22 protein-coding genes are annotated in these 21,217 nt (G+C 64.2%); 7 read left to right on the top strand and 15 right to left on the bottom strand.

Features of this window, described 5'->3' with window-relative positions:
* Positions 1-212: 212 nt before the first annotated feature.
* Positions 213-1,394: an alcohol dehydrogenase catalytic domain-containing protein gene (locus U1H82_RS17875; protein ID WP_322966343.1), complete on the bottom strand. Its 1,182-nt coding sequence runs from the start codon at positions 1,392-1,394 to the stop codon at positions 213-215.
* Positions 1,391-1,909: a cupin domain-containing protein gene (locus tag U1H82_RS17870; RefSeq protein WP_322966342.1), complete on the bottom strand. Its 519-nt coding sequence runs from the start codon at positions 1,907-1,909 to the stop codon at positions 1,391-1,393. The genes U1H82_RS17875 and U1H82_RS17870 overlap by 4 nt, the downstream gene beginning before the upstream one ends.
* 224 nt (positions 1,910-2,133) lie before the next feature.
* On the opposite strand from U1H82_RS17870, the gene U1H82_RS17865 reads away from it, so the two are divergent.
* The 4 genes from U1H82_RS17865 to U1H82_RS17850 all read left to right on the top strand — a co-directional run bounded on the left by U1H82_RS17865 (position 2,134) and on the right by U1H82_RS17850 (position 6,338).
* Positions 2,134-3,774 carry an FAD-dependent monooxygenase gene (locus U1H82_RS17865; protein ID WP_322966367.1) on the top strand — a complete coding sequence of 547 codons (1,641 nt, stop codon included), beginning with the start codon at positions 2,134-2,136 and terminating at the stop codon, positions 3,772-3,774.
* A 23-nt stretch (positions 3,775-3,797) separates the two neighbouring features.
* Positions 3,798-4,862, top strand: coding sequence for an alpha/beta fold hydrolase (locus U1H82_RS17860; RefSeq protein ID WP_322966341.1), 1,065 nt, complete (start codon positions 3,798-3,800; stop codon positions 4,860-4,862).
* A 107-nt stretch (positions 4,863-4,969) separates the two neighbouring features.
* Positions 4,970-5,683 carry a CoA transferase subunit A gene (locus U1H82_RS17855; RefSeq protein WP_322966340.1) on the top strand — a complete coding sequence of 238 codons (714 nt, stop codon included), beginning with the start codon at positions 4,970-4,972 and terminating at the stop codon, positions 5,681-5,683.
* Between the two features lies 1 nt (position 5,684).
* Positions 5,685-6,338: a CoA transferase subunit B gene (locus tag U1H82_RS17850; RefSeq protein ID WP_322966339.1), complete on the top strand. Its 654-nt coding sequence runs from the start codon at positions 5,685-5,687 to the stop codon at positions 6,336-6,338.
* Here the strand turns inward: U1H82_RS17850 and U1H82_RS17845 are convergent.
* Positions 6,335-7,099, bottom strand: a complete 765-nt coding sequence (locus U1H82_RS17845; protein WP_322966338.1) for a helix-turn-helix domain-containing protein — start codon at positions 7,097-7,099, stop codon at positions 6,335-6,337. The two genes, U1H82_RS17850 and U1H82_RS17845, sit on opposite strands and share 4 nt — an antisense overlap.
* A 209-nt stretch (positions 7,100-7,308) precedes the next feature.
* On the opposite strand from U1H82_RS17845, the gene U1H82_RS17840 reads away from it, so the two are divergent.
* Positions 7,309-8,562: an acyl-CoA dehydrogenase family protein gene (locus U1H82_RS17840; RefSeq protein WP_322966337.1), complete on the top strand. Its 1,254-nt coding sequence runs from the start codon at positions 7,309-7,311 to the stop codon at positions 8,560-8,562.
* Between the two features lie 63 nt (positions 8,563-8,625).
* On the opposite strand, the gene U1H82_RS17835 is transcribed toward U1H82_RS17840, so the two are convergent.
* Positions 8,626-9,432, bottom strand: a complete 807-nt coding sequence (locus U1H82_RS17835) for an IclR family transcriptional regulator domain-containing protein (RefSeq protein WP_322966336.1) — start codon at positions 9,430-9,432, stop codon at positions 8,626-8,628.
* A gap of 165 nt (positions 9,433-9,597) precedes the next feature.
* Here U1H82_RS17835 and U1H82_RS17830 point away from each other — a divergent pair, with 165 nt between their 5' ends.
* The gene (locus U1H82_RS17830; protein ID WP_322966334.1) at positions 9,598-10,719 is read left to right on the top strand and encodes a maleylacetate reductase; all 1,122 of its coding nucleotides are present in this window, start codon (positions 9,598-9,600) and stop codon (positions 10,717-10,719) included.
* 14 nt (positions 10,720-10,733) lie between these two features.
* Here U1H82_RS17830 and U1H82_RS17825 read toward each other — a convergent pair whose 3' ends face one another.
* The 7 genes from U1H82_RS17825 to U1H82_RS17795 all read right to left on the bottom strand — a co-directional run bounded on the left by U1H82_RS17825 (position 10,734) and on the right by U1H82_RS17795 (position 16,153).
* On the bottom strand, positions 10,734-11,033 hold the full coding sequence (locus tag U1H82_RS17825; protein WP_322966333.1) for a YciI family protein: 300 nt from the start codon (positions 11,031-11,033) through the stop codon (positions 10,734-10,736).
* Between the two features lie 10 nt (positions 11,034-11,043).
* Positions 11,044-12,333 (bottom strand): MFS transporter, encoded by a 1,290-nt coding sequence (locus tag U1H82_RS17820; RefSeq protein ID WP_322966332.1) that lies wholly within the window; start codon positions 12,331-12,333, stop codon positions 11,044-11,046.
* The gene (locus U1H82_RS17815; RefSeq protein WP_322966331.1) at positions 12,333-12,878 is read right to left on the bottom strand and encodes a VOC family protein; all 546 of its coding nucleotides are present in this window, start codon (positions 12,876-12,878) and stop codon (positions 12,333-12,335) included. The genes U1H82_RS17820 and U1H82_RS17815 overlap by 1 nt, the downstream gene beginning before the upstream one ends.
* Positions 12,879-12,996: 118 nt before the next feature.
* Positions 12,997-13,716 (bottom strand): SDR family NAD(P)-dependent oxidoreductase, encoded by a 720-nt coding sequence (locus tag U1H82_RS17810; protein WP_322966330.1) that lies wholly within the window; start codon positions 13,714-13,716, stop codon positions 12,997-12,999.
* Positions 13,717-13,750: 34 nt separating this feature from the next.
* On the bottom strand, positions 13,751-14,125 hold the full coding sequence (locus U1H82_RS17805) for a nuclear transport factor 2 family protein (RefSeq protein WP_322966329.1): 375 nt from the start codon (positions 14,123-14,125) through the stop codon (positions 13,751-13,753).
* A 36-nt stretch (positions 14,126-14,161) separates the two neighbouring features.
* Positions 14,162-15,109 carry an SDR family NAD(P)-dependent oxidoreductase gene (locus tag U1H82_RS17800; protein ID WP_322966328.1) on the bottom strand — a complete coding sequence of 316 codons (948 nt, stop codon included), beginning with the start codon at positions 15,107-15,109 and terminating at the stop codon, positions 14,162-14,164.
* A 12-nt stretch (positions 15,110-15,121) separates the two neighbouring features.
* Entirely contained in the window at positions 15,122-16,153 is a 1,032-nt protein-coding gene (locus U1H82_RS17795) for a fumarylacetoacetate hydrolase family protein (RefSeq protein WP_322966327.1), read from the bottom strand.
* Positions 16,154-16,309: 156 nt separating this feature from the next.
* Here U1H82_RS17795 and U1H82_RS17790 point away from each other — a divergent pair, with 156 nt between their 5' ends.
* Positions 16,310-17,632: an acyl-CoA dehydrogenase family protein gene (locus U1H82_RS17790; RefSeq protein WP_322966326.1), complete on the top strand. Its 1,323-nt coding sequence runs from the start codon at positions 16,310-16,312 to the stop codon at positions 17,630-17,632.
* Positions 17,633-17,801: 169 nt separating this feature from the next.
* On the opposite strand, the gene kce is transcribed toward U1H82_RS17790, so the two are convergent.
* The 4 genes from kce to U1H82_RS17770 all read right to left on the bottom strand — a co-directional run bounded on the left by kce (position 17,802) and on the right by U1H82_RS17770 (position 21,082).
* Complete coding sequence (gene kce, locus U1H82_RS17785; protein ID WP_322966325.1) at positions 17,802-18,737, bottom strand: 3,5-dioxohexanoate:acetyl-CoA acetone transferase; 936 nt, start codon at positions 18,735-18,737, stop codon at positions 17,802-17,804.
* Between the two features lie 70 nt (positions 18,738-18,807).
* Positions 18,808-19,530 carry an SDR family NAD(P)-dependent oxidoreductase gene (locus U1H82_RS17780; RefSeq protein ID WP_322966324.1) on the bottom strand — a complete coding sequence of 241 codons (723 nt, stop codon included), beginning with the start codon at positions 19,528-19,530 and terminating at the stop codon, positions 18,808-18,810.
* Between the two features lie 11 nt (positions 19,531-19,541).
* Positions 19,542-20,192, bottom strand: coding sequence for a 3-hydroxyacyl-CoA dehydrogenase family protein (locus U1H82_RS17775; RefSeq protein ID WP_322966323.1), 651 nt, complete (start codon positions 20,190-20,192; stop codon positions 19,542-19,544).
* 17 nt (positions 20,193-20,209) lie between these two features.
* Positions 20,210-21,082: a 3-hydroxyacyl-CoA dehydrogenase family protein gene (locus tag U1H82_RS17770; RefSeq protein ID WP_322966322.1), complete on the bottom strand. Its 873-nt coding sequence runs from the start codon at positions 21,080-21,082 to the stop codon at positions 20,210-20,212.
* Positions 21,083-21,217 lie beyond the last annotated feature (135 nt).

Raw genomic sequence — 21,217 nt, 5'->3', positions numbered from 1 at the left:
GGGCTTTGATGGACCTTTAATCGATCTCGAATACTGCCGTCGACTTGACCTCGGAAAAGAGTACACGCTCTCCCCGTTGTATTTGTCTTTCGATTACGCGCCGTGGCATTCCAATTCTTTTGTATGTCGTGAAAGCGGGGACGGGGACTGGCCAGGAGATTATGTCCGCCATGAGTACGCGATGGTTTGCACCCGCTCCTGTCGATCGTCGGTCAGTCCCGCCGCTGCGGCTCGATGACGATTTTCGCTTCCTCGAAGCGGCTGGCCACGGCCAGCGCGTCATAGGCCGCACCCAGGCTGTAACGCCCCTCGATCATCTGGCTGAGATCCAGGCGTCCACCGGTGTGGAGCGCGATCACCGGCTCAAACCCGCCGATATGGCCGATCGAGCCGGTCAGCGTGGCACTCGCCTCCTGATATGGCAGGATGCGAATGGGCATGGGCGCACGCTCGACACCGAGCGAGAGGACACGCGCCCCGCGTCCCAGCGCCTTTTCGACCTCCGGAAAGAAGCTTGCGCCGTCACCGGTCGCTTCGACCGCGAAATCGATGCCGCGACCGTGCGTGAAGTGGCCCAGCGCCTCCCCGGCATCGACTCCGTCGGATTGCAGGTCCCGGCTATCAAGGATCAGATCGGCACCGAGGCGTTCGGCCAGTGCCAGACGCCCGGACGCCCGATCGACCGCGACGATGCCGGCCGCGCCGGCGGCGCGCGCCAGCGCGATCGCCGACAGGCCGATCGGACCGCAGCCGAAAACCGCCACCATCGCCCCCGGCTTGAACCCCCTCGCCTGGCCGAACATCCCGACATAGGCGACCGCCGCAGGCTCGCAGACCACGCCGATATCGAGAGCCGCTTCCTCGCCCACCCGCTCGACGAGCCGTTCAAGCGAGAAGAGATTGCGCGCGGGCGCGACGAGATATTCCGCCATGCCGCCGTCCGTGGTCAGGCCCGCGAAGCTCAGATCCAGACAATTGTTGAAATGGCCTGTCCGACAGTTCCGGCATAGGCCGCAGGGTCTGAGCGCCTGTACCGTGACGAACTCGCCAACCCGTAGATCCCGTACCGCGGGTCCGATCTCGACGACGATCCCGGCGACCTCATGGCCGGGCACGACCGGCAGCCGCATTCGATAGGGCAGGCGGACATAGCCGTCCTCGTCCGTCTCGATCGATTTGCAGTTCGACCTTGCTATCCCCGCGCGCAGGACCATCACCACGACGTCGTCGCGGTCGCGGCATTGCGGAGACGGATGATCGGTCACTCGCCACTCTGGGTTGCGCCACGCCTGCCGGGCATCGTTGGCGCATCGTGCCTCCAGCTCGGTGCTCGACAGATCGGCGCCGGGCCGGGGGGCCCATTCGCCGGTCAATGTCAGGGCCCGCATCGTCATGCGGCGTCGGCCACCCCAAGCGAGATCGCCGCGATGACCGCTGGCGCGTTCGTGCGGTTGTGCCAGGCGTGCCATGTGCCGTTCTGGATGACGACGTCTCCCTGACGAAGCCGTACCGGTTCGCCCGCTTCCAGCTCGAGCCATAGTTCGCCGCTGAGCAGGATGACGTAGTCGACCGATGGCGTCGCGTGAAAGCCGGGTCGCTCCGGATCGAAGGTCTCGGACAAGCCCGGCAAGTGCGCCGCCTGCTCGGCCCCGGCGGCGGCAGGGTCGATCTTCGCCATGTTGGCTTCGGGGGGAAATTGCACGATGAAGAAGGTGCTGCCACCCGGCTCCGGCAGCAGCGTGGACAGGTCCGTCGTCCGGTCACCCGTGGCGTGGCCGCGCGACACACCGGCGGGCGTCGACCAGACCGTCGCGTTCGCAAAGCCGGGGATCGAGGCGAAGGCATGGGATCGAGGCACCGATCCATCGGAGACAATCACGCTCCGGCCGGCATCGTCGGTCCCGGTCACTACTCGACGGATATCCATCTGCTTTCATCCCCGTTGGCTGGCCCATGGGCTGGGTCCGGACGGGCGCGAGGTTTGGCGAATGCGCGCCGCATCGCCACCGCGCAGCGCCAGATGTTCGCTGGGGGAACACGGTGGAATGCTCACATCGTGGACAGCGCGAACACGCCGCACGCATGGCGCGACACGGCTCTCTAGAATGAAAGACCTGTCGGAGAGTGGATATCATGGTGAAGGCGAGCAGCGACCAACCTGTCATTATCGCGGGCGGCGGGCCCGTCGGGGTCGCGCTGGCGATCGATCTGGCACTCAGAAATATCGCATCGGTCATCGTCGAGGAGCGCCGCGACGGCCAGTTCGTGCCCGCCAAGGCCAACATGACGAACATCCGCTCTATGGAGCATTTCCGGCGCTGGGGGATCGCCGACCGCCTTCGCGCAAATGATTGCGTCAGCCCGGAGGTTCATCGCGACGTGACCTTCGTCACGCGGTTGAACGCGCACCTCGTCCACCATTTCCCCAAGACCTATGAGGCGCAGGATGCCCTCGCCTTCGCGGCGGAGACCGGCGAATGGGCGCCGAACCTGTCGATCGAGCGGACGCTGTATCAGCGCGCGGCGGAACTACCCCAGATTGCGCGCCTGTTCGAAAGCCGGCTCGTCGAGGTTGCGCAGGACGCCCATGGCGTGAAGGCCTGGATCGAAACCAATAGCGAACGCCGGCGCATCGACGGCTCCTATCTGGTCCTCGCCACCGGCGCCCGCAGCGCGCTGCGCCGTGACCAGCTCAATATCCGGATGGAGGGCGCGCCCGACCTGGGTCAGGCCTTTTCCTGGCATATCCGCGCGCCCGGCCTGAAGCATCTGTGGAAAGCCGGGCCGATCGCATCGATGGTCTATTTCTACAATGAGGATCGCTCCGACGATCTGCTGATCCCGCAGAATGAGGATGCCACCGAATTCGTCTACTATTCCTGCCCGATGCCCGCCGGTTTCGACGGTGACAAATGGGAGGATGTCCGCGCCCTGCTGTTCGGGGCAGTCGGCGAGGCGTTCGAGGTCGAACCGATCAGCGGTGGCAGCTTCCGCCTCCACTCGCTGATCGCACCGCGTTTCGACTTTGGTCGGGTCCTGCTGGCCGGGGACGCCGCGCATACCGTGTCGCCGCAGGGCGGCTTCGGGATGAATCTGGGCATCGGCGACGCGGCCGATCTGGGATGGAAGCTCCAGGCCGTGATCGAGGGCTGGGGCGGCGACCTCCTGCTTCCCAGCTACACCATCGAACGCCGCGAGGCGGTGTTATTGTGCCAGCGGGGGTCGGAGGAAAACCAGGCCATGCAGGCGCATTCGCTGGTGCTGGAGGGGATCGAACGCCCCGGCCCCGAGGGCGACGCGATCCGGCAGCAGGTGTCGGACCTGATCGTCGACAAGAAAACCCAGCAATTCCGCTCGATGGGCGGCCAGCTCGGCTACAGCTACACCAAGTCGCCGATCATCCTGCGCGACGGTAGCGCGACGGTGGAGCCGCTTTTCCGCACCTTCACCGAGGCCGCAGTGCCCGGCAATCGCGCGCCGCACCGGTTCCTGCGGGACACATCCGCGCTCTACGACCATCTTGGCCAGGGCTTCACGCTACTCGTCCTGGGGGATGTGGATGTCGAAAGCTGGACATCGGCCGCCGCCCGGCGGGGCATTCCGCTGACCATCTTCGCCCCCGAGGACGAGGCGGACCGTGCGATGCTGCTCGACCTTTACAAGACCCCGGCAACGCTCATCCGCTCCGACCATCATATCGCGTGGCATGGCGGGCGGGAGGGTGACGCCGGACGTGTCCTGAAGATCGCCAGCGGCAACGCCCTCGCGGCCTGACGCCAGTTCGGGGGAACCATCCGATGCCGTTCACGGGTCGAGGCGATGATCGCCTCTATTGGCAGCAGTCCGGGCATGACCATCGCCCCGCCCTGCTGCTGATCCATCCCCAGTCGCTCGATCTGACGATCTGGGACCGCCTCGTCCCGTTTCTTATCGATCATTTCCGGGTGATCCGGCCGGATCTGCCGGGCCACGGCGCCTCCCCACCCCCTCCCGGAGGTCTGTCGATCGCGAGAGCCGCCGCCGGAGCATGGTCGGTGCTGGACGAGGCGGGCGTCGAACGGGCGATGCTGTGCGGCGTATCAGGCGGCGGGATGATCGTGGCGGAAATGGCCCGGATACGGCCGACCGCCGTCACCGGTCTGATCCTTGCCGCACAGGATATAGAGCCCGGCGCGCCCTTTCCCCTACCAAAACCGTCGCCATCGTCCGAGGCAGGGAAGTGGCTCGCACCGCTACTGCGCGTGCAGGCCAGAACGGGCGCCCATGGGTTGGCCGAGCAGGACGACAACCGAGCGTTCGACGGGCCGCATCCCGTGTTACTTATCAATCCGGACGATGGCAGGGCGGCACGATATGCCGGGACGAGCATCGCCACCATGCCCGACGCCCATCTCGCCTGCATCCTGCAACCCGGTGCCTTCGCCACTGCGATCGGGCGTTTCCAGGACAGGGTGCAGAACCACGGCGCCGCCCCCGACCCCGCCCGCAATGGCGAGCGCATCCGGCGCGAGGTGCTCGGCGATGCCTGGGTCGATCAGTCGATCGCCGCGCGAACAGCATGGATCGCCGATTATCAGGATTATGCCACCGAGGTCGCGTGGCACCGGATCTGGGGTCGGCTGGGGTTGGATTACCGCACCCGGCGACTTCTCGTCCTCGCCCTCACCGCATCGCTCGGCCGGTGGGAGGAGTTTCGCCTCCACGTCCGGTCAGGGCTGGAGCGCGGGTCGCTGACGCCGCAGGACGTGAAGGACGCCAGCCTCCACGCCGGTCTCTATGCTGGGGTTCCCGTCGCCAATACGGCATTCGCTGAATGCCGGACCATCTTCGATGCCATGGGGATCGATCCCTCCGAGTGCTGAAGTCGGCTTCGCCCGTACACATGACAGACGTACGCGCGACCGGCAAAGACTTGGCGACAGCGGCCACGTAGTTCGCCGACATCATCATGCGAAAGTCGGATCACGCGATGTCGTCGAAAATCTATACCGATCCAAAGGCTGCCCTTGACGGGCTTCTCTTCGATGGCATGACCATCATGTCCGGCGGCTTCGGACTGGTCGGCAACCCCGAGAGCCTCATCCCGGAAATCAAGCAGGCCGGGGTGACCGGGCTGACCATCATCTCAAACAATTGCGGGGCCGATGGTTTCGGACTGTGGGTGCTGCTGGCCAATGGCCAGATCAGGAAGATGATCTCTTCCTATGTCGGGGAGAACAAGCTGTTCGAGCAGCTCTATCTCTCCGGCAAGCTCGAGCTGGAACTGACCCCGCAAGGCACGCTGGCGGAGCGCATTCGTGCCGGTGGCGCGGGCATACCGGCCTTCTACACCCGCACCGGGGTCGGCACGGTGGTCGAGGAAGGCAAGCCCGTCGAGGAGTTCGACGGCGAGCTCTATCTACGCGAGCGCTGGCTGCGCGCCGACCTGTCGATCATCAAGGCGTGGCGGGCCGACAGCGAGGGGAATCTGATGTTCCGCAAGACCGCGCGCAACTTCAACGCGCCGATGGCCACCGCCGGAAAGATCACCGTGGTGGAAGTGGACGAGATCGTCGCGGACGGCGAGCTGGAGGGCGATTCGATCCACCTTCCCGGAATTTATGTCGACCGGATCGTCAAAAGCACCATCGCCGAGCGAAGGGTGGAAAAGCTGACGACCCGCGAGCGTTTGGAGGTTCAGTAACATGGCTTGGTCGCGCGATCAGATGGCCGCACGGGCGGCGCTCGAACTCAAGGATGGCTATTATGTCAATCTCGGCATCGGTATCCCGACGCTCGTGGCGAACCATCTGCCAACGGGTGTGAAGGTCACGCTCCAATCCGAAAACGGGATGCTGGGCATGGGCCCCTTCCCCTATCCCGACGAGGTCGATCCGGAGCTGATCAACGCCGGCAAGCAGACGATCACGCAGCTATCGACCTCCAGCTATTTCGACAGTGCGCAGAGCTTCGCGATGATCCGCGGCGGGCATATCGATGTGGCCGTGCTCGGCGCGATGGAAGTATCGCGCGACGGCGACATCGCCAACTGGATGATCCCCGGCAAGATGGTCAAGGGCATGGGCGGCGCGATGGACCTCGTATCCGGCGTCCGGCGCGTCATCGTCGTCATGGACCACACCAGCAAGGACGGCAGCCCCAAGCTTCTCGACCGTTGCTCGCTGCCGCTGACCGGCGTGCGCTGCGTCGACATGATCGTCACGGACAAGGCCGTCTTCGACGTCGACCGCGTTCGCGGCGGCCTGACGCTGGTCCAGCGGGCCCCCGGCATATCCATCGAGGATCTGCGGATCATAACGGGCACCGACTTCGCTATACCGACAAGCCTTGCGGCCTAGGAGGGGGCGGTGATCCCCACCGGATCGACCAAATCCTCCTCGACCCGAATATCCGCCTTGATCGCCTTCGCCATGCGTTCGAGCATGGGAAGGTAGCGCTGGACGAGCCGTTCTTCGGTATCGCTACCAACCTGCCACATAATGCTCAGACAGCCGATCAGGCCCAGCCCGCGTCCGATCGGCACCGACAGCCCGATCAGCCGCGAATCCTTGTCGCGTTCCTCGGCATAGCCGCGCTCGCGGATCGTCTGGATCGCTTCGGACGGATCGCCCTGATGATCGGCAAGCAGTGTCGCCCGCTCGGCCGGCGCTGCGAAGGCGACATGGGCCCGTCCGGGGGCAACCTCCCAGATCGGCGCCTCGGCCCCTACCCAACCCAGTTCGGTCCAGAAGATGCTGGACCCGCGCGTCGTCTCCCGGATCACGACGCCATCCCTCGAGCATGTCGACAGAAAGACCGGCCAGGGCACGCTGTCCGGAAGGGTCTCGAGCACGCGCCGTGCGGCGGCCGTGAGCGGCTCGACAGAGCCGGAGCGCAGGCTCAGCTTGTCGACCGCCTCCGTCAGCCGGTAGACTTTGTGCGCTGACGGGCTTCGATAGATCAACCCGCCTTCGAGAAGCGTGTCCAGGATGCGATAGACGGTCGGCCGGGGAAGGCCGGTGTCCCGCGAAATTTCACCCGCGGTCGCCGACCCGACGTGATTGAGATGCTGCAGGATGGCGACGCCGCGTTCCAGGGATCGAATACGTTTGTAGCTCATGCATCAACGCACTTTTTGAAAGGGTTAGAAGCCGAAGCGTACATCACGCGGACTGGCCCCGGAACACGCTTACGCAGAATGTCCGAAACTCTATGATTGCACGCTCTAAGCACTGTGCGGCGCGCCTCCCCGAGCGTCGCGTGGCGTAATGCGGCACCATCGGTATCGCGGCAGAGACTTCGGGGCGCGACCAGTCTGAAGAGACTCCAGTGACCAACCTGACACTCAAAAAAGCGCCTGTCGAGATCGGCACCCTGGACACGATCGACACCCCCGAGGACATCGTCGCGCGAGCGGTCGCGATGCGGAGCGAGTTGGCCGCGGAATGCGAGGAGAATAATCGCAACGGCGCGTTCAGCCGCGAACGGTTCGAGGCGTTCAAGCGCGCCGGTTTCTATCGCATCCTGTCGCCCCGCCGCTATGGCGGCCTCGAAATGGGCCTCGACACCTTTCTTCGGGTCGTGGTCGAAATCGGTCGCGCTGATCCGGGCTCGGCCTGGGCGATGGGTCTTTCCGCCGGCCACGCGCTTCATCTTGCCGCCTATTTTCCGGAGCAGGCGCAGGCCGAGGGGTTTGCCGACAACGGCAACTTCATCTGTCCGCAGCGTGCCCTGCCCTCGGGTCGGGCGGAAAAGGTCGATGGCGGCTTCCGGCTCAGCGGCGAATGGTCCTACGCGTCCGGCGTTCCTCATGCCAACTGGTTCATGGGCGCGGCCAATGCCTTTGCCGAGGACGGCACGCCGCTGCCCCCGATCGGTTTCATCATTCCGCGCGAACAAATCGAGGTGCTGAGCGATTGGGGCGGCGATCTGGTCTTCGGCTTGCAGGCGACCGGGTCCAATACGATCCGCATCGACGACAAGATCATCCCCGATCGCTGGACCTCGCTGTTCGACTGGCCGCGTCGCGAGCTTGGCGAAGACGGCACGCCAGGTTTCCAGATCCACGGCAATCCGCTGTATCTGGGTCGGATCATGACCTATTTCGGTTGCGAGCTGTCGGCCCCGATCGTCGGCGCTGCCAAGGGTGCGCTCGACGAATATCGCCGGTTGATCGATACGCAGAAGACCAGCTTCCCGCCGCCCCAACCGCGCAGCGAGTCGCACTTCTTCCAGCAATGGTATGGCGAGGCGATGGGCATGGTCGACGCCGCCGAGACGCTGTTGCTCGGCGCAGCCCAGCGCTACACCGAAGCCTGCGAAGCCTGGGCGCGCGATCGCACCCCCTTCACCTTCGTCGAGGATGCCCGGATGCGCCAGACCGCGCTGCTGGCCGGGCGCATGGCATGTGACGCCGTCCAACTGATGTTCACCTCGTCGGGCACCACCGCGGCGCGGACGAATTCCCGGATACTTCGGTTCTTCCGCGACACCGCCACCTATCGGACCCATGTGACCTCGCAATGGCCAGTCATGTCGCACTCCGCCGGCAAGGCGAGCCTGGGGCTTGGCCTGACCCTCTGAAAAACGAAAAGGGGCGGCGGTTCGTCTGGAACCGCCGCCCCTTTTTTACCCGCCGGGATCGGATCAGGCGGCGTGGCCGATCTGATCGAGCGCGGTCCCGCCATCGGCGACCATGTTCTGCAGCAAGCGGGTTTCGACGGTCCGACATGCGGCCTGCAGCGATGGCAGGAATGTCGCGACGGCTTTGTCGAACGACAGGGCCGACGAAATCCAGCTTACATCCATGCACGCCAGCACACGACCGCCAAGCCGGATCGGCAATGCGATGCTGGACGTCTTCTGATTGACGTCCCGCTGACGCGATCCGAAGCCGTCCTTGCGCGTCTTGTTCACCATGAACTCGATCTGGGCCGGCGTTTCGAAGAAGGATTGGCCGCCCGAGCATCGCGACAGGAAATGCTCCAATATCTGGTCGCGCTCGCTTTCCGGGCAAAAGGCCAGATAGGCGCGGCCAAGCGAGCCGAGCAGCATCGGGTGGCGGCTACCGACCATGCCGCTCTCGATCGAATAGGGGCTGACCGGGTGGGTCGACTCGTGAATGACCATCTCGCCATTTTCATGCACCGCCAGATCGGTCGGCCAGATCAGCTCGGCCTGCAATTCGTACAGCACCGGGGTGGCGACGCACATCACGCGGTTGCGGTCGTTGAGACCGCTGCTGAGCGTCCGCACGGGCCAGGCCAGCGTGTAGCGGTTGGTTTCACGGTTGAAGCGCACCAGGCCGCAGGTCGCGAGCGTTTCAAGCAGGCGATAGGTCGAAGGGCGCGACAGGCCGAGCTGGGCCGCGATGGCGCTGCCGCTGGCATTGCCCACGACATTCAGGTGGGCCAAGAGATCGATGCCGCGAGCGATCGTTCGTACGTTATCCACTGCCTCTCCTTCCAAAGCCAATTCGGGATGCGCTCCCGATACCGCTTCAGACCTCGAAGATACCATAATTTGCAGCGATCCGAAAAGCTTCGCTGACGTACACCAGGCGAACGCCTCGACAACTTCGCCCCGCGTATGCGGCCCGCCACCTAGAGTTCAGTTCGCATGTCTTACGCCGCCACGAACCAATCGGCGGCCGGTTTCTTGGTGAGGGGCGAACCGATGAAGGACTTTATTTACAACAGCTTCCCAGGAAGGGTAATCTTTGGGAGCGGTACCTTGGTACGCGTCAGGGACGAACTCGAACAGCTCGGCGCCACAAAGGCGCTCATTCTCTCGACGCTCGAGCAGACACGGGAAGCGGAACTGCTGCGTGACCGGATCGGCGACAAGGCTGTAGGAATCTTCAACGGGGCGCGGATGCACACGCCGACCGACATCACGGAGGCTGCGATGACGGTCGTCGCGGAAACCGGCGCCGACTCGGTCATCGCACTCGGCGGCGGTTCGACGATCGGCCTCGGCAAGGCGATCGCCTGGCGGACCGACCTGCCGCAGATCGTCATCCCGACGACCTATGCGGGATCGGAGGCGACCCCCATTCTCGGCGAAACGGCCAATGGCGTGAAGACGACCCGCTCCTCGCCAAAGATCCTGCCCGAGGTCATCATCTACGATGTCGACCTGACGAAGACGCTGCCGTTGGGGATGACGGTGACATCGGGGATCAACGCGATCGCGCACGCCGTCGAAGGGCTTTATTCCCAACAGGCCAACCCGGTCATCTCGCTGATCGCGCAGGAGGGCGTACGCGCCCTCATATCCTCTCTGCCGCGGCTGAAATCCGACTCACGGGACACGCGCGCACGGGCCGACGCCCTGTACGGGGCCTGGCTGTGCGGAACGACGCTGGGGGCGGTGGGCATGGCGTTGCATCACAAGCTGTGCCACACATTGGGGGGCACGTTCGACCTGCCGCATGCGCAGACCCACACCGTGATCCTGCCGCACGCGCTCGCCTATAACGCACCCTATGCGAAGAATGCCGTGTCGCGCCTGTCGGTCGCCATGGGCTGCGACGATCCGGCCCTGGCACTGTTCGACCTGGCGAAATCGCTCGACGCCCCGACCGCGTTGCGGGATCTGGGGATGCCGCGCGAAGGGCTCGAGCGGGTGATCGAACTTACCTTCGCGAACCCATACTGGAACCCGGCTCCGCTCGACCGAAATCGTCTTCGGGGCTGTCTCGACCGTGCGTGGGAGGGGCTGCCGCCACGTCCCGACTGAGGCGGCTCGGCGGTTCAATGTCCGGGCGCGCCGATCCCCCAATCCCATTTGTCGAGTTCGTAGCGCTCGAAGACCCCTGCCCGCAGATAGGGGTCCAGATCGATAAAGCGTACCACCGCTTCACGCGTCTCCCCGGACAGGATCAGGAGAGACCCCGTCACCGCATCCTCGTCACCGGACAGCGTCATACCGCCGGCCACGACGCTCACGCCGAACGCGCCGGAGCCCAGATGGTCGCGATGGCGCTGACGCTCGACCGCGCGGAGCCGGTCGGCACCCGCGCGGTCGTAACCGTGAAAGATAAAATAGGGCACCGGCCGTGGGCTAGGACTGTACCGCCACGGACTGTCGAGGCTCGCGACCCGCGATCGTGATGGCGATGGCGATCAAGCCATAGGCGATGATCATCACATAGATTGGCGGCAGATAGGTGCCATGGGTGTCATAGTAACGTCCCGCCAGTACCGGAACCACGCCGCTTCCGATGGTCTGGATCATCAAGGCGGTGGCCGTGAGCATCGGGAAGATCTTGTGATCCCAGTAATGGCTGATCAATGCCATAGAGCCGACCTGACCGGCACCGAAGCCGATCCCGGCCGCCAGGGCGAACAGGATCAACGACGCCGCGCCCGAGACATTGGCGAGGATGTAGAAGCCCAGCCCGAACGATATGAGGGCGCTGGCCATGGCCAGGCGCAAGGTGATGCGCGGGGCGATCAGGCCGAAGCATAGATTGCCGGCCACCATGCCGATCTGCATGATCGACAGCGCGGACGCCGCCTCGGCCAACGCAAAGCCCCGCTTCTGCAGATAGACCTGGCCGTGCGCGGCAAGGAAGATCGAACCTGCGGTGCAGACGATCATCGCAAGGATGATGACCGCGAACAATGGCGAGCGTGCCGCGGTGCCGAAGCTTCGCCCCGGATAGACGACTGCCACCCCCGGCTGCGGCATTTCACCCGGCAACACCGGACCATCCGCCCCCGCCGTGCGAGGCGGATCGCGGACGAACACGATGACGGCACAGAGTGCAAAGAGCCCCGCGCCGCCGAAGACATACCAGCCGAAGCGCCAGTCCCCGGTCTTCTCGATCCCGAAACCGAGCAGCGCGATCAGCCCGAAGGTCAGCACGCCGGTAATGGCATAGAGAAGCGACAATGCGACCGTGCGCCGATGCGGAAACCACGCCGCCACTCCGGTCTGGCACGGGATGACACCGCTGAACGCGCTGGTCACGCCCATCAACACGCCATAGCCGATCATCGCCTGATAGGGCGAGTGGACCAGCGTCGCCAGCAGCGCCGCCCCAATTATCATTGCGACGAAACCGGCCGCCATCGACAATCTCACGCCGAATTTCTCGGTCGCCTTTGCCGCCCCCGGCAGGAGCACTGCCGTGGTGAACATGTTGGTGACGACCAAAAGGCCCAGGGACGTGGCGTCCCAGCCATAGGCCCTGGCCATTGCGGTGTTGACCACGCTGCCGCCGAAGACCGGCAGCGACATCGAAACGCACATCGCGATGCCGTAGACGACCAGTGCGGTCCAGTTGCGATCCTGCAGGCCCGAACCCTGGGCGAACGATGCGGCGCCCGGCTGCTCGACCGTGCGCATCAGCGTGCCGCCAGCGCGGCGGCGATCTTGGCGTGGATGTCCGCCTGCCATTCGCTGCGTGGACGACAGGACGGATCGGCGCGGACCAATGTTTCGGTCTGCGCATAGAGTTCATCGGCCGACTGGTCGAAGTCCATCAGTGTGAAATGGGGTTGCGTGATGTACCAGGGCGTATCGCAATACACCTCCTGCCGGTTGCCTTCCGGATCACGGAAATAGCAGGACCAGGAGTTTCCGTGCGTCACCGGCTCGATATCCTTGAGCCCCAGGTCGCGGGCACGTCGATAGACGGCAAGGAGTTCGTCGAGCGTGTCGGTCTTGTACGATATCTGGTTCAAGAGATGCTTCGACACGAGCCCCGGCTCGCGACCACCGATCAGAACGATCTGATGATGATCGTCCGGACTTCCGGTCATGAAAGCGATCTGAAGATTGTCCTCGACCGAATAGTCGGAAACGACGAACCCGAACATGTTCGTGTAGAACGCGACCATCTTGTCTAGATCATAGACATGGATGCCGAAATGCTTGAACCTGATAGCCACAACAACCTCTCCGTCGTTTGCATCAGTCTATTCGAGTCCCAGGATCTCCCGTCCTGCTTTTATCGTTTTGTCCGGTATGTGCGGACAGGGGGCCGGATCGCCCCCTGCCCGCACGGCGTCAGGGCTTCGGCGGCGGGCCGCCGGGGCCGCCGGGACCGCCCGGCGGGGGCGGGGGCATCGGACCGGTGACGGTGTCTTCGCCGTTTCCACGCGCTTCGTACATCGCGAAAAGCTTCTCCGCGATCTCGTCGGGATCGACTTCCGTCCCGCGCTTGATCAGGCCGGACACAAAGATCGCACCGACATAGACGCCCTTCTGCTTCAGCGCCCCGTGAAGGTTGCTGAGATAGTTGCGCAGGCCCGAGGTCGCGATGCCGATATTGGCGAGCGGCGGGATCGGCTTGATCGCCGAACCACCAGCGATGAACAGCAGACCGCCGTCGCCCCGCTCGATCATCTCGCCCGACACCTCGTTGACGACCTTCACCGCACCGCCGACGATCAGGTTGAACGCCGCCAGCGCATTGGCATAGGTCGTGTCCAGCGCGCCGCGATAATTTTGCGGCCCGAGTGCGGGGCTGTACTCGACGACGTCGATCGAGCCGAACGCGCCACGGATTTCCTTCGCAGCCGACTTGATCTGGTCCGCGTCGGTCACGTCGCCGGTCACCGTCTTGACGGCGGTAACGCCTGCCTCGGCCAGCTGCGCCTTCAGCGTTTCGAGATTTTCCTTCCGGCGCGCGACCAAGCCGACATTATATCCGGCCTTGCCGAAGCGGGTCGCGATAGCGAGCCCCATCGTGCCGCCCGCGCCAAAGATTGCGATTGTCTTCGCCATGATGCTGTGTCCCTGATGTGGTTCGCGGTTCGGATCAGAACAGCGGCTTCGGGAAGGGCGGGTTTTCCGGAACCGGGCTCATCACGTCCCAATGTTCGGCCAGCTTGCCATTCTCGATGCGGAAGATGTCGATAACGACCGCGCCCAGGCTGTTCGGGTCGAACTTGAAGTGATGGTGGACCGCGACGCGGTCACCATCGGCGATGATCTGCTTGATCTCGGTCGAAACGCCGTCGATTCCCCGGCTGAAGGCGGCGCGCATCGCTTCCTTGCCACCCGGCACCATCTGATTGTGCTGGATATAGTCGTCATGCAGAAGCTCCAGGCCAGCATCGACCTGGTGATCGATGAAGACCTTTTGGAAGAAATCGCGGACGAGGGCCTTATTCTTCTCTGCTTGATCGGACACAGTCTTGCTCCTTGTGATTCAGAACGGGTTTGGGGGTTAGGAAACCAAGAGATCCGCATATCGGCGCGGCTGAAGCGTGTAGCCTGCCTGACCATCAAAGGGGTCGCCCAGCACGATCGCCGAGTCCCGATCGCATATCTGCGAAAGCTGCTCGCCAATCTGCTCGGGCGTCCATGTGGTGCTGGTCACGCCTTTGCTCCGCCACAGCCCGACCTCGTAGACATCCCGCCCGTTCGCGCCGAGGCACCGGCCGTTGAACGGCACCGTCTCATGCGAAAGGAAGGCGACGGCGGGCGCGATCTGGTCGGGTGTATGCTCCGCAAGCACCTGGTCGTCGGGCTTGGTCGCGTCATCGCTGAACGTCAGCCAGGCGACGGTCGCCGCGCTCGGCAGGATCGCATTGACCTTGATGCCGAGCGCCTCGCCCTCGATTGCCAGGTTGCGGGTCAGCCCGAAGATGCCCGCCTTGGTCGAACCATAGACGGTCGAATATCTGGCGCCGATGACCGAGCCCGACACCGTGTTGACGATGCGCCCGCCGCCTGCCGCTTTCATGATCGGCCAGACCGCCCGGCACATCCAGATCGCACCCATCAGATGCGAGGCGATCATCTTTTCGACGTCCGCGGCGACCAGCTCGTCAAACAAGGCATATTCGAGGACGCCCGCGTTGTTGACGAGGATATCGACACGACCGAACGCGTCGATCGCCGTCTGTACGATAGCCTTCGCACCCTCTTCGGTCGCGACCGAGTTGACGTCGACGACAGCATCGCCTCCCGCCGCCCGTATCTCCTCCGCCACCGCCTCGGCACGCGGGACGGTCATGCCCCGGCCATCGGGCCCGACGCCAAGGTCATTGACGACGACCTTGGCGCCGCGGCTGGCGAAATAGCGCGCATAGGAGCGACCGAGGCCGGGATTGCTCCCGGCACCCGTCACGATCACCACCTGATCGTCGAAGCGCATGCGGTTATCGGCCATGACGAACGCCGCTCAGACCGTTTCGGCCTTCACCGGATTTCGCAGCGTGCCGATCTCTTCGATCTCGACCTCGATGATGTCGCCGTCCTTCATGAACACGGGCGGCGTGCGCTTGGAACCGACGCCACCGGGCGTGCCAGTGATGATGACGTCGCCCGGCTCCAGCCGGCTGAACATCGAGCAATATTCGATCAGCTTCGGAATCGAGTAGATCATGTCATGGCTGGTGCCACGCTGCATCTCCTCACCGTTGAGGCGGGTTACCAGCGTCAGCCTGGCATTGTCCGCGATCTCACCGCGCGTCGCCATCCAGGGACCGAAGGGCCCGCTGCCGACGAAGTTCTTGCCCGGCGTCCATTGGCCGTCCTTCTTCTGATGCTCGCGCATCGACCCGTCATTATACGGGGCGTAACCCGCGATATGGTCCCACGCATCCGCCTGGGAAATGCGTCGACCGGCCTTGCCAATAATGACGGCGATCTCGCCTTCCCAGTCGACACGCTCCGATTCCGGGGGCGCGAGGAAGGGGGCGAGATGGCCGATCTGGGAATTGGCGAAGCGTGCGAAGACGATCGGCGCCTCGGGCACCACCTTGCTCGTCTCCATCATGTGCGTATCGTAATTGATACCGATGCAGAAGATTTTGTCCGGGTTCGGAATGACGGGCAGATAGGTGATCTCGTCCAACGCGTAATCGGCCGACGCGCCATTGGCGAGCATCTCCAGCTCGGCGACCGCATCGGCGGCCAGGACCGCCTTCAGGTCCTCATACTTGCCGCCAGAAGCCTTCTTCAGATCGACCACGCCGTCGGCAACCACGGCACCGAATGTCGGAACGCCATCAACGCTGAAGCTCAGTAATTTCATCTGCGTCTTCCTTTGTCGGTATGCCTGGGTTTCAGGTCCGAATTCGCGGTTTCCATGCAAAGGGCCACCACCCTCGCCTTCCATTCCATTCATAATGGGGGCGCCCGGCTCCGCGCGTTCGAACTGCGAACTGTCCGCACAGTGACCAAAAGCACGGGCTTGGTGGACGATGCGCAACGGTATTTTTCGGTTACGGACGCGACCGATCGCGGCTCAGGTTCACGCAGCGAACAGACGTCGCGTCATCAAAGATTCGTGCCCGGATCTTCCATATCCTCCTGAGCAATCGCCCCGATGTGGGGGCGTCGAGCTTCGAACTTAGGAGAATAGATCGTGGCAACCGCGGTGCATTCCAGGGGCGGCGACACGAGCGCGCCCTCGCAGCAACAGCCTGTTTTGGATCTGACCCCTGACGAATTCATCGAACGCATCATTGCACTGCGCCCGATGATCCGGGCACAACAGGAGGAAGCCGACAAGGCTGGAGGCTATACGCGCGAGGTCCACGAAGCGCTGCTAGAATTCGGCGGCTACGCGCCGGTCCGGCCCAAGCGTTACGGAGGCTATGAGTTCGACGTTGCGACCTTCCTGCGTACCGCCATCGAAATGACGCGCAGCGATCCCGGTGCGGGCTGGTGTTATACCTTCGCGACCGGGCACGTACCTATCATCGCGGGCCATTATTCCAAGGAAGCGCAGGACGAGATTTTCAGCTACGGCTCGGGCTTGGCGCTCGCGCCGCTTCGCGCTCCGACCGGCGGCACCATTCGCAAGACCGATGGCGGCTACATCGTCGACGGCACCTGGGACTGGGGCTCGGGCATGATGTACGCCACGCACGTCATGCCGACCGCGCGATTGGTGGTGGAGGGCGCCCCTCCAGGACCGCCGACCTTCCTGCTGCCGATCATCCCCATCGGAGACGTTCAGATCCTCTGGGATAGTTGGGGCAATGGCCGTACCCTCGGACTCCAGTCGTCGGGTTCGCAGACCTTCGTGGTCAAGAACATATTCGTGCCCGAGAATATGGTGACCCCGTTCAGCGAGTGCCAGCGCGGTGGTGAGGACCTGACGGGCACGCCGGGCACGCGGCTGCATGGCAACCCGCTCTATCTTGGCCTGACGACCTCCTATTTCAGCTCGACGGCGGCGAGTTGCATGGTCGGATGCGCCTGGGCGGCGCTGGATGAATTCGAAGCGATCCTGAGCACCAAGCGCACACTCAACCCGCCGTTCGACCTGCGCATGAAGTCGGCGGACTATCAACAGCCGCTCGGCGAGGCGCTGATGTACGCCAAGGGTGCCGAGGCCTGCCTGATGGAATATGCCCGCCAGTATCAAAAGGCTCTGGACGCCTGGGCCAATGGCACGCCCTTTACGGCGGAAGAGGACTTCAAGCTGAGCGCGCTGACGTCGCAGGCGGCCAAGCAGGCGGTCAAGGCGGTGGAAATCTGCTTCTACGCAGGCGGGTCGTCCAGCACATTGGCGGGCGGAAAGCTCAACCGCTACTTCCGCGACATGGCGATGTTCCGCACCCACCCGATCGCCCAGTATCACACAGCGGCCATCGGCTTCGCGCAGGCGCATCTGGGGCTGCCGGTTCCCATGCTCGAAGCCGTCGGCGGCAAGCGTTCTGGAGACGCACCGACGCACTGAGCGCTTCGATGGGGAATGACCTGGGGGGTCGGCGGTAGGGGTGCCGCCGCCCCCCTTTTTCTGTCGCTGCGGGTTGCAGACCCGTGGCCCCGGCCGGATCACCAAATAAAAGGGAGCCGCGACGGTGGGACGTCGCGGCTCCTGCCATATCATTAGTAGATGGCCGGCGTCAGAACGCGACCTCATCGCCACCCTTCAGTCCGAGAATGGCGCGCGCCTCGGCGGGCGTCGCGATCTCGAAGCCGAGTTCTTCGAGGATATGGCGCATCTTGCGTACCTGTTCGGCATTGCTGCGGGCTAGTTCGCCACGGCCCAGATACAGACTGTCCTCCAGCCCGACCCGGACATGCCCGCCGAGCAGTGCGCATAGCGTCAGGATCGCCGTCTGATGCCGACCCGCCCCGATCGCGGAGAATTGGTGGTCCTCGCCGAACAGCTCCCGCGCGGTCCGGCGCATATGCATGACGTGCTCGGGCAACGCGGCCAGGCCGCCCAGCACGCCGAAAACCCCCTGGATGAAGAAGGGCGGCTTCAACAGCCCCTGATCGACGAACCATCGCAGCGTGTGGAGATGTCCGATGTCATAGCATTCGAACTCGAAACGGGTGCCATAGCCTTCGCCCACTTCGCGGATGACGCGTTCGATCTGGCAGAAGGTATTGCTCATGATCGAATCGCGCGTGTTTTCCAGGAACGGCTTTTCCCAGTCGAACCGGAAGTCGCGGATTTTGCCCGCCGCCGGGAATAGTCCGAAGTTCATCGAACCCATGTTGAGCGAGCATATCTCCGGTTTCGCCCAGTTCGCCGCCTCCAGACGGTCGTCCATGGTCATGCCGATACTGCCGCCGGTGGTGATGTTGACCACCGCGTCGCAGCGCTGCTTGATGACCGGCAGAAATTGCTTGAACACCTCCGCCTTGGGGGTCGGGACACCTGTCACGGGGTCGCGCGCATGGAGGTGAAGGATCGCCGCGCCCGCCTCGGCCGCCGCGATCGACTCGCTGATGATCTCTTCCGGTGTCAGCGGCAAATACGGCGACATGCTGGGCGTGTGGACCGAGCCGGTGACCGCGCAAGAGATGATGATCTTGTTGTCCTTGGCCATATTCATGCGTCCTATGCAGGCAGAATGCGGGGTGTCGCGGCCGAGAGTGCGCGGCGTCGGGCCCGTCGTCTCAATGGGCGATGCCCTGTGCACCATCGACATAGATGGTCTCGCCCGTCAGGAAGCGGCGATCCATGGCGAACAGCGCGTCGACCAGACTGGCGATATCCTCCTCGCTACCCGGCGCACCGCGCGGGATTCGCTTGTCGAGATAGGCGCGCAGCGGCCCCTCGGTCATCGCGTCACGGTTGAGGTCGGTGACGATATAGCCAGGCGCGACGTTGATCACGCCGATCCCCTTTGCCGCCCATTCAACCGCAAGCACGCGCGTGATCGCACCGACCGCCGCCTTGGACGCGCAATAGGCCAGGTTCTGCTTGACGCCGAGCTTGTCGAAAAAGGACCCGATATTGACGATCAGTCCACCCGCCCCGGTCAGATACGGATAAGCCGACTGGCATCCGACCAGCACCGAGGTCGCGTTGGCCGCGATCATCGTATTCCAGTCCGCAAGTGTCAGGTCTTCCGATCGCGCATTGGTATGCAGTCCGGCATTATTGACCAGCCCGATCAGACGCCGCCCCTCGCATGCCTCTACAAATGCGCGGCGAACGCCCTCGACATCGGTCACGTCCGCCTTGAGCGGGAGCCAGCGCCGCCGGATTTCGGGCGTTGCGGTCGGGCGATCCGGAAGGCCTCCGGATCGGGAGAGGCAGGCCACCATATGCCCCTGCCCCGCCAGCCGCTCGGCGATCGCGGCACCGATACCACGGCTGGCGCCAGTGACGATCACGACACTGTCCATCACGCGTTGTCCGCGCCGGCGGCGCGCGCCTGCCTTTGCCGGGCGACGATCGCCTGACGCGCGGGCGCATATTGCGGCGTGCCATAGGCCTCGAACAGCGCAACACAGACCTGATGATGCTCGTCCAGCCCACCGGCCTCGACTGGTTCGACCATGCCGCGACGATAGCCGAGGCCGGATTTCAGGCATGCCTCGATATCGTCGCGGGTCGCGAGGCGGCTGTCGATCGCGGCAAAGGCCAGGTTGAATTGCGGTCGGATCAATCGGTCGACGATCCGGCCGATCCGGTCGGCGCAGACGCTGACCTCGAAACCCGCCGCCTCCAGCGCGCCCGCCGCCGCGTCGAGCGCGTCGGGGTCGTGGCCCTCGCCATGAACGATCTCGATCAGGTTGGTCGGCGCGCTGGTGCCCAGTCGGAAGCGTGCAAAACCGAAGAGATTGCGCGCCGTTTCGCACGCCCGTGTCGCCAGACACTGGGTATGGAGTTCGACCAGCACCGCGCGATGGTGCGCAGCGTCGGACGGCGCTGGCTCTGCGCTCCCCGCGATCATCAGGATCTCGCCCGCATCCTGCGACCCGGTGACGATGGGCTCATCCGATGCGAAGGACCGGCTCTGCCCCACAAGCCGGACGGTGATTGACGTGGTCATGCCATGTTCCTCCGCTATCACGCCCCAAAGAGCTGATCGGCCTGATATGAAAAAAAGCCGCGCCCCGACTTGCGGCCGAGCTGACCGGCGGCCACCATCCGTCGCAGGAGCGGCGGCGCGGCGGCGCGGGGATCGTTGGTCACCTTGTGCAGCGCCTCGCTCAGCCGGACCTGTGTGTCGAGGCCGATCATGTCGAGCAGTTCGCACGGCCCCATCGCGAAACCCATTCCCGCCTTCATCGCCCGGTCGATGTCTTCAGGCGCGGCCACACCGGACTCGATCAGCCGGATCACGTCATTGTGATAGGGAATGCAGAAATGGTTGAGGATGAAACCAGGCCGGTCGGCGGTTTCGACGGCCCTCTGACCGGTCGCGGCGACGAATTCGAGGGTGCGCGTCCAGGTCGCGTCCGAGGTCTGCAGTGCGCGCGAACATTCCACCAGCTTCATCACCTGCGCGGGCAAACAGTAATGTGCGCCCGCGACCCGGTCCGGCCGCGATGACGCGGCCGCAAGCTCGGTGATCGACAGCGTCGAGGTATTGCTGAGGAAGATCGCCTCAGGCCCGCAGATCGTGTCGAGATCGCGCCAGAGCTGCTGTTTGACGGCCAGATCCTCATACACGGCCTCGACGACCACGTCGGCGTCCGACAGATCGCTCAGCGAGGTGGTGAAGCGCAGCGCCGCGTTGGCGCGGGCGGCGGTGGCTTCGTCCAGTCGACCCTTTCGGACGGAACCTGCCAGGAAATCGCGTACCTGGGCGGCGGCACGGTCAAGCGCGGTTTCGTCGAGATCGAACAGGGTTATGTCGAACCCCGCCCGCGCGATGGTGATCGCGATGCCCGTGCCCATGGTGCCGGCACCGGCGACTGCGCAGTGGCTGAATGGCAAATACCCTCTCCTACGATCCGATCGCAGTCGATCGATGCCGACCGGTCGTGGAAATATCGCGCGCCATGGTCAACGCGACCCTCGGGGCTGTCCGCCCTGTGGTCGGGCGCAGATGGCCTCGTGCATGTCGGCTCG

Origin of the sequence: Sphingomonas fuzhouensis (genome assembly GCF_034659795.1) — a bacterium.
In the GTDB taxonomy this organism is placed as follows: domain Bacteria; phylum Pseudomonadota; class Alphaproteobacteria; order Sphingomonadales; family Sphingomonadaceae; genus Sphingomonas; species Sphingomonas fuzhouensis.
Note: the sequence above shows the minus strand (reverse complement) of the source record. Positions and strands in the feature narration are given on the sequence as shown.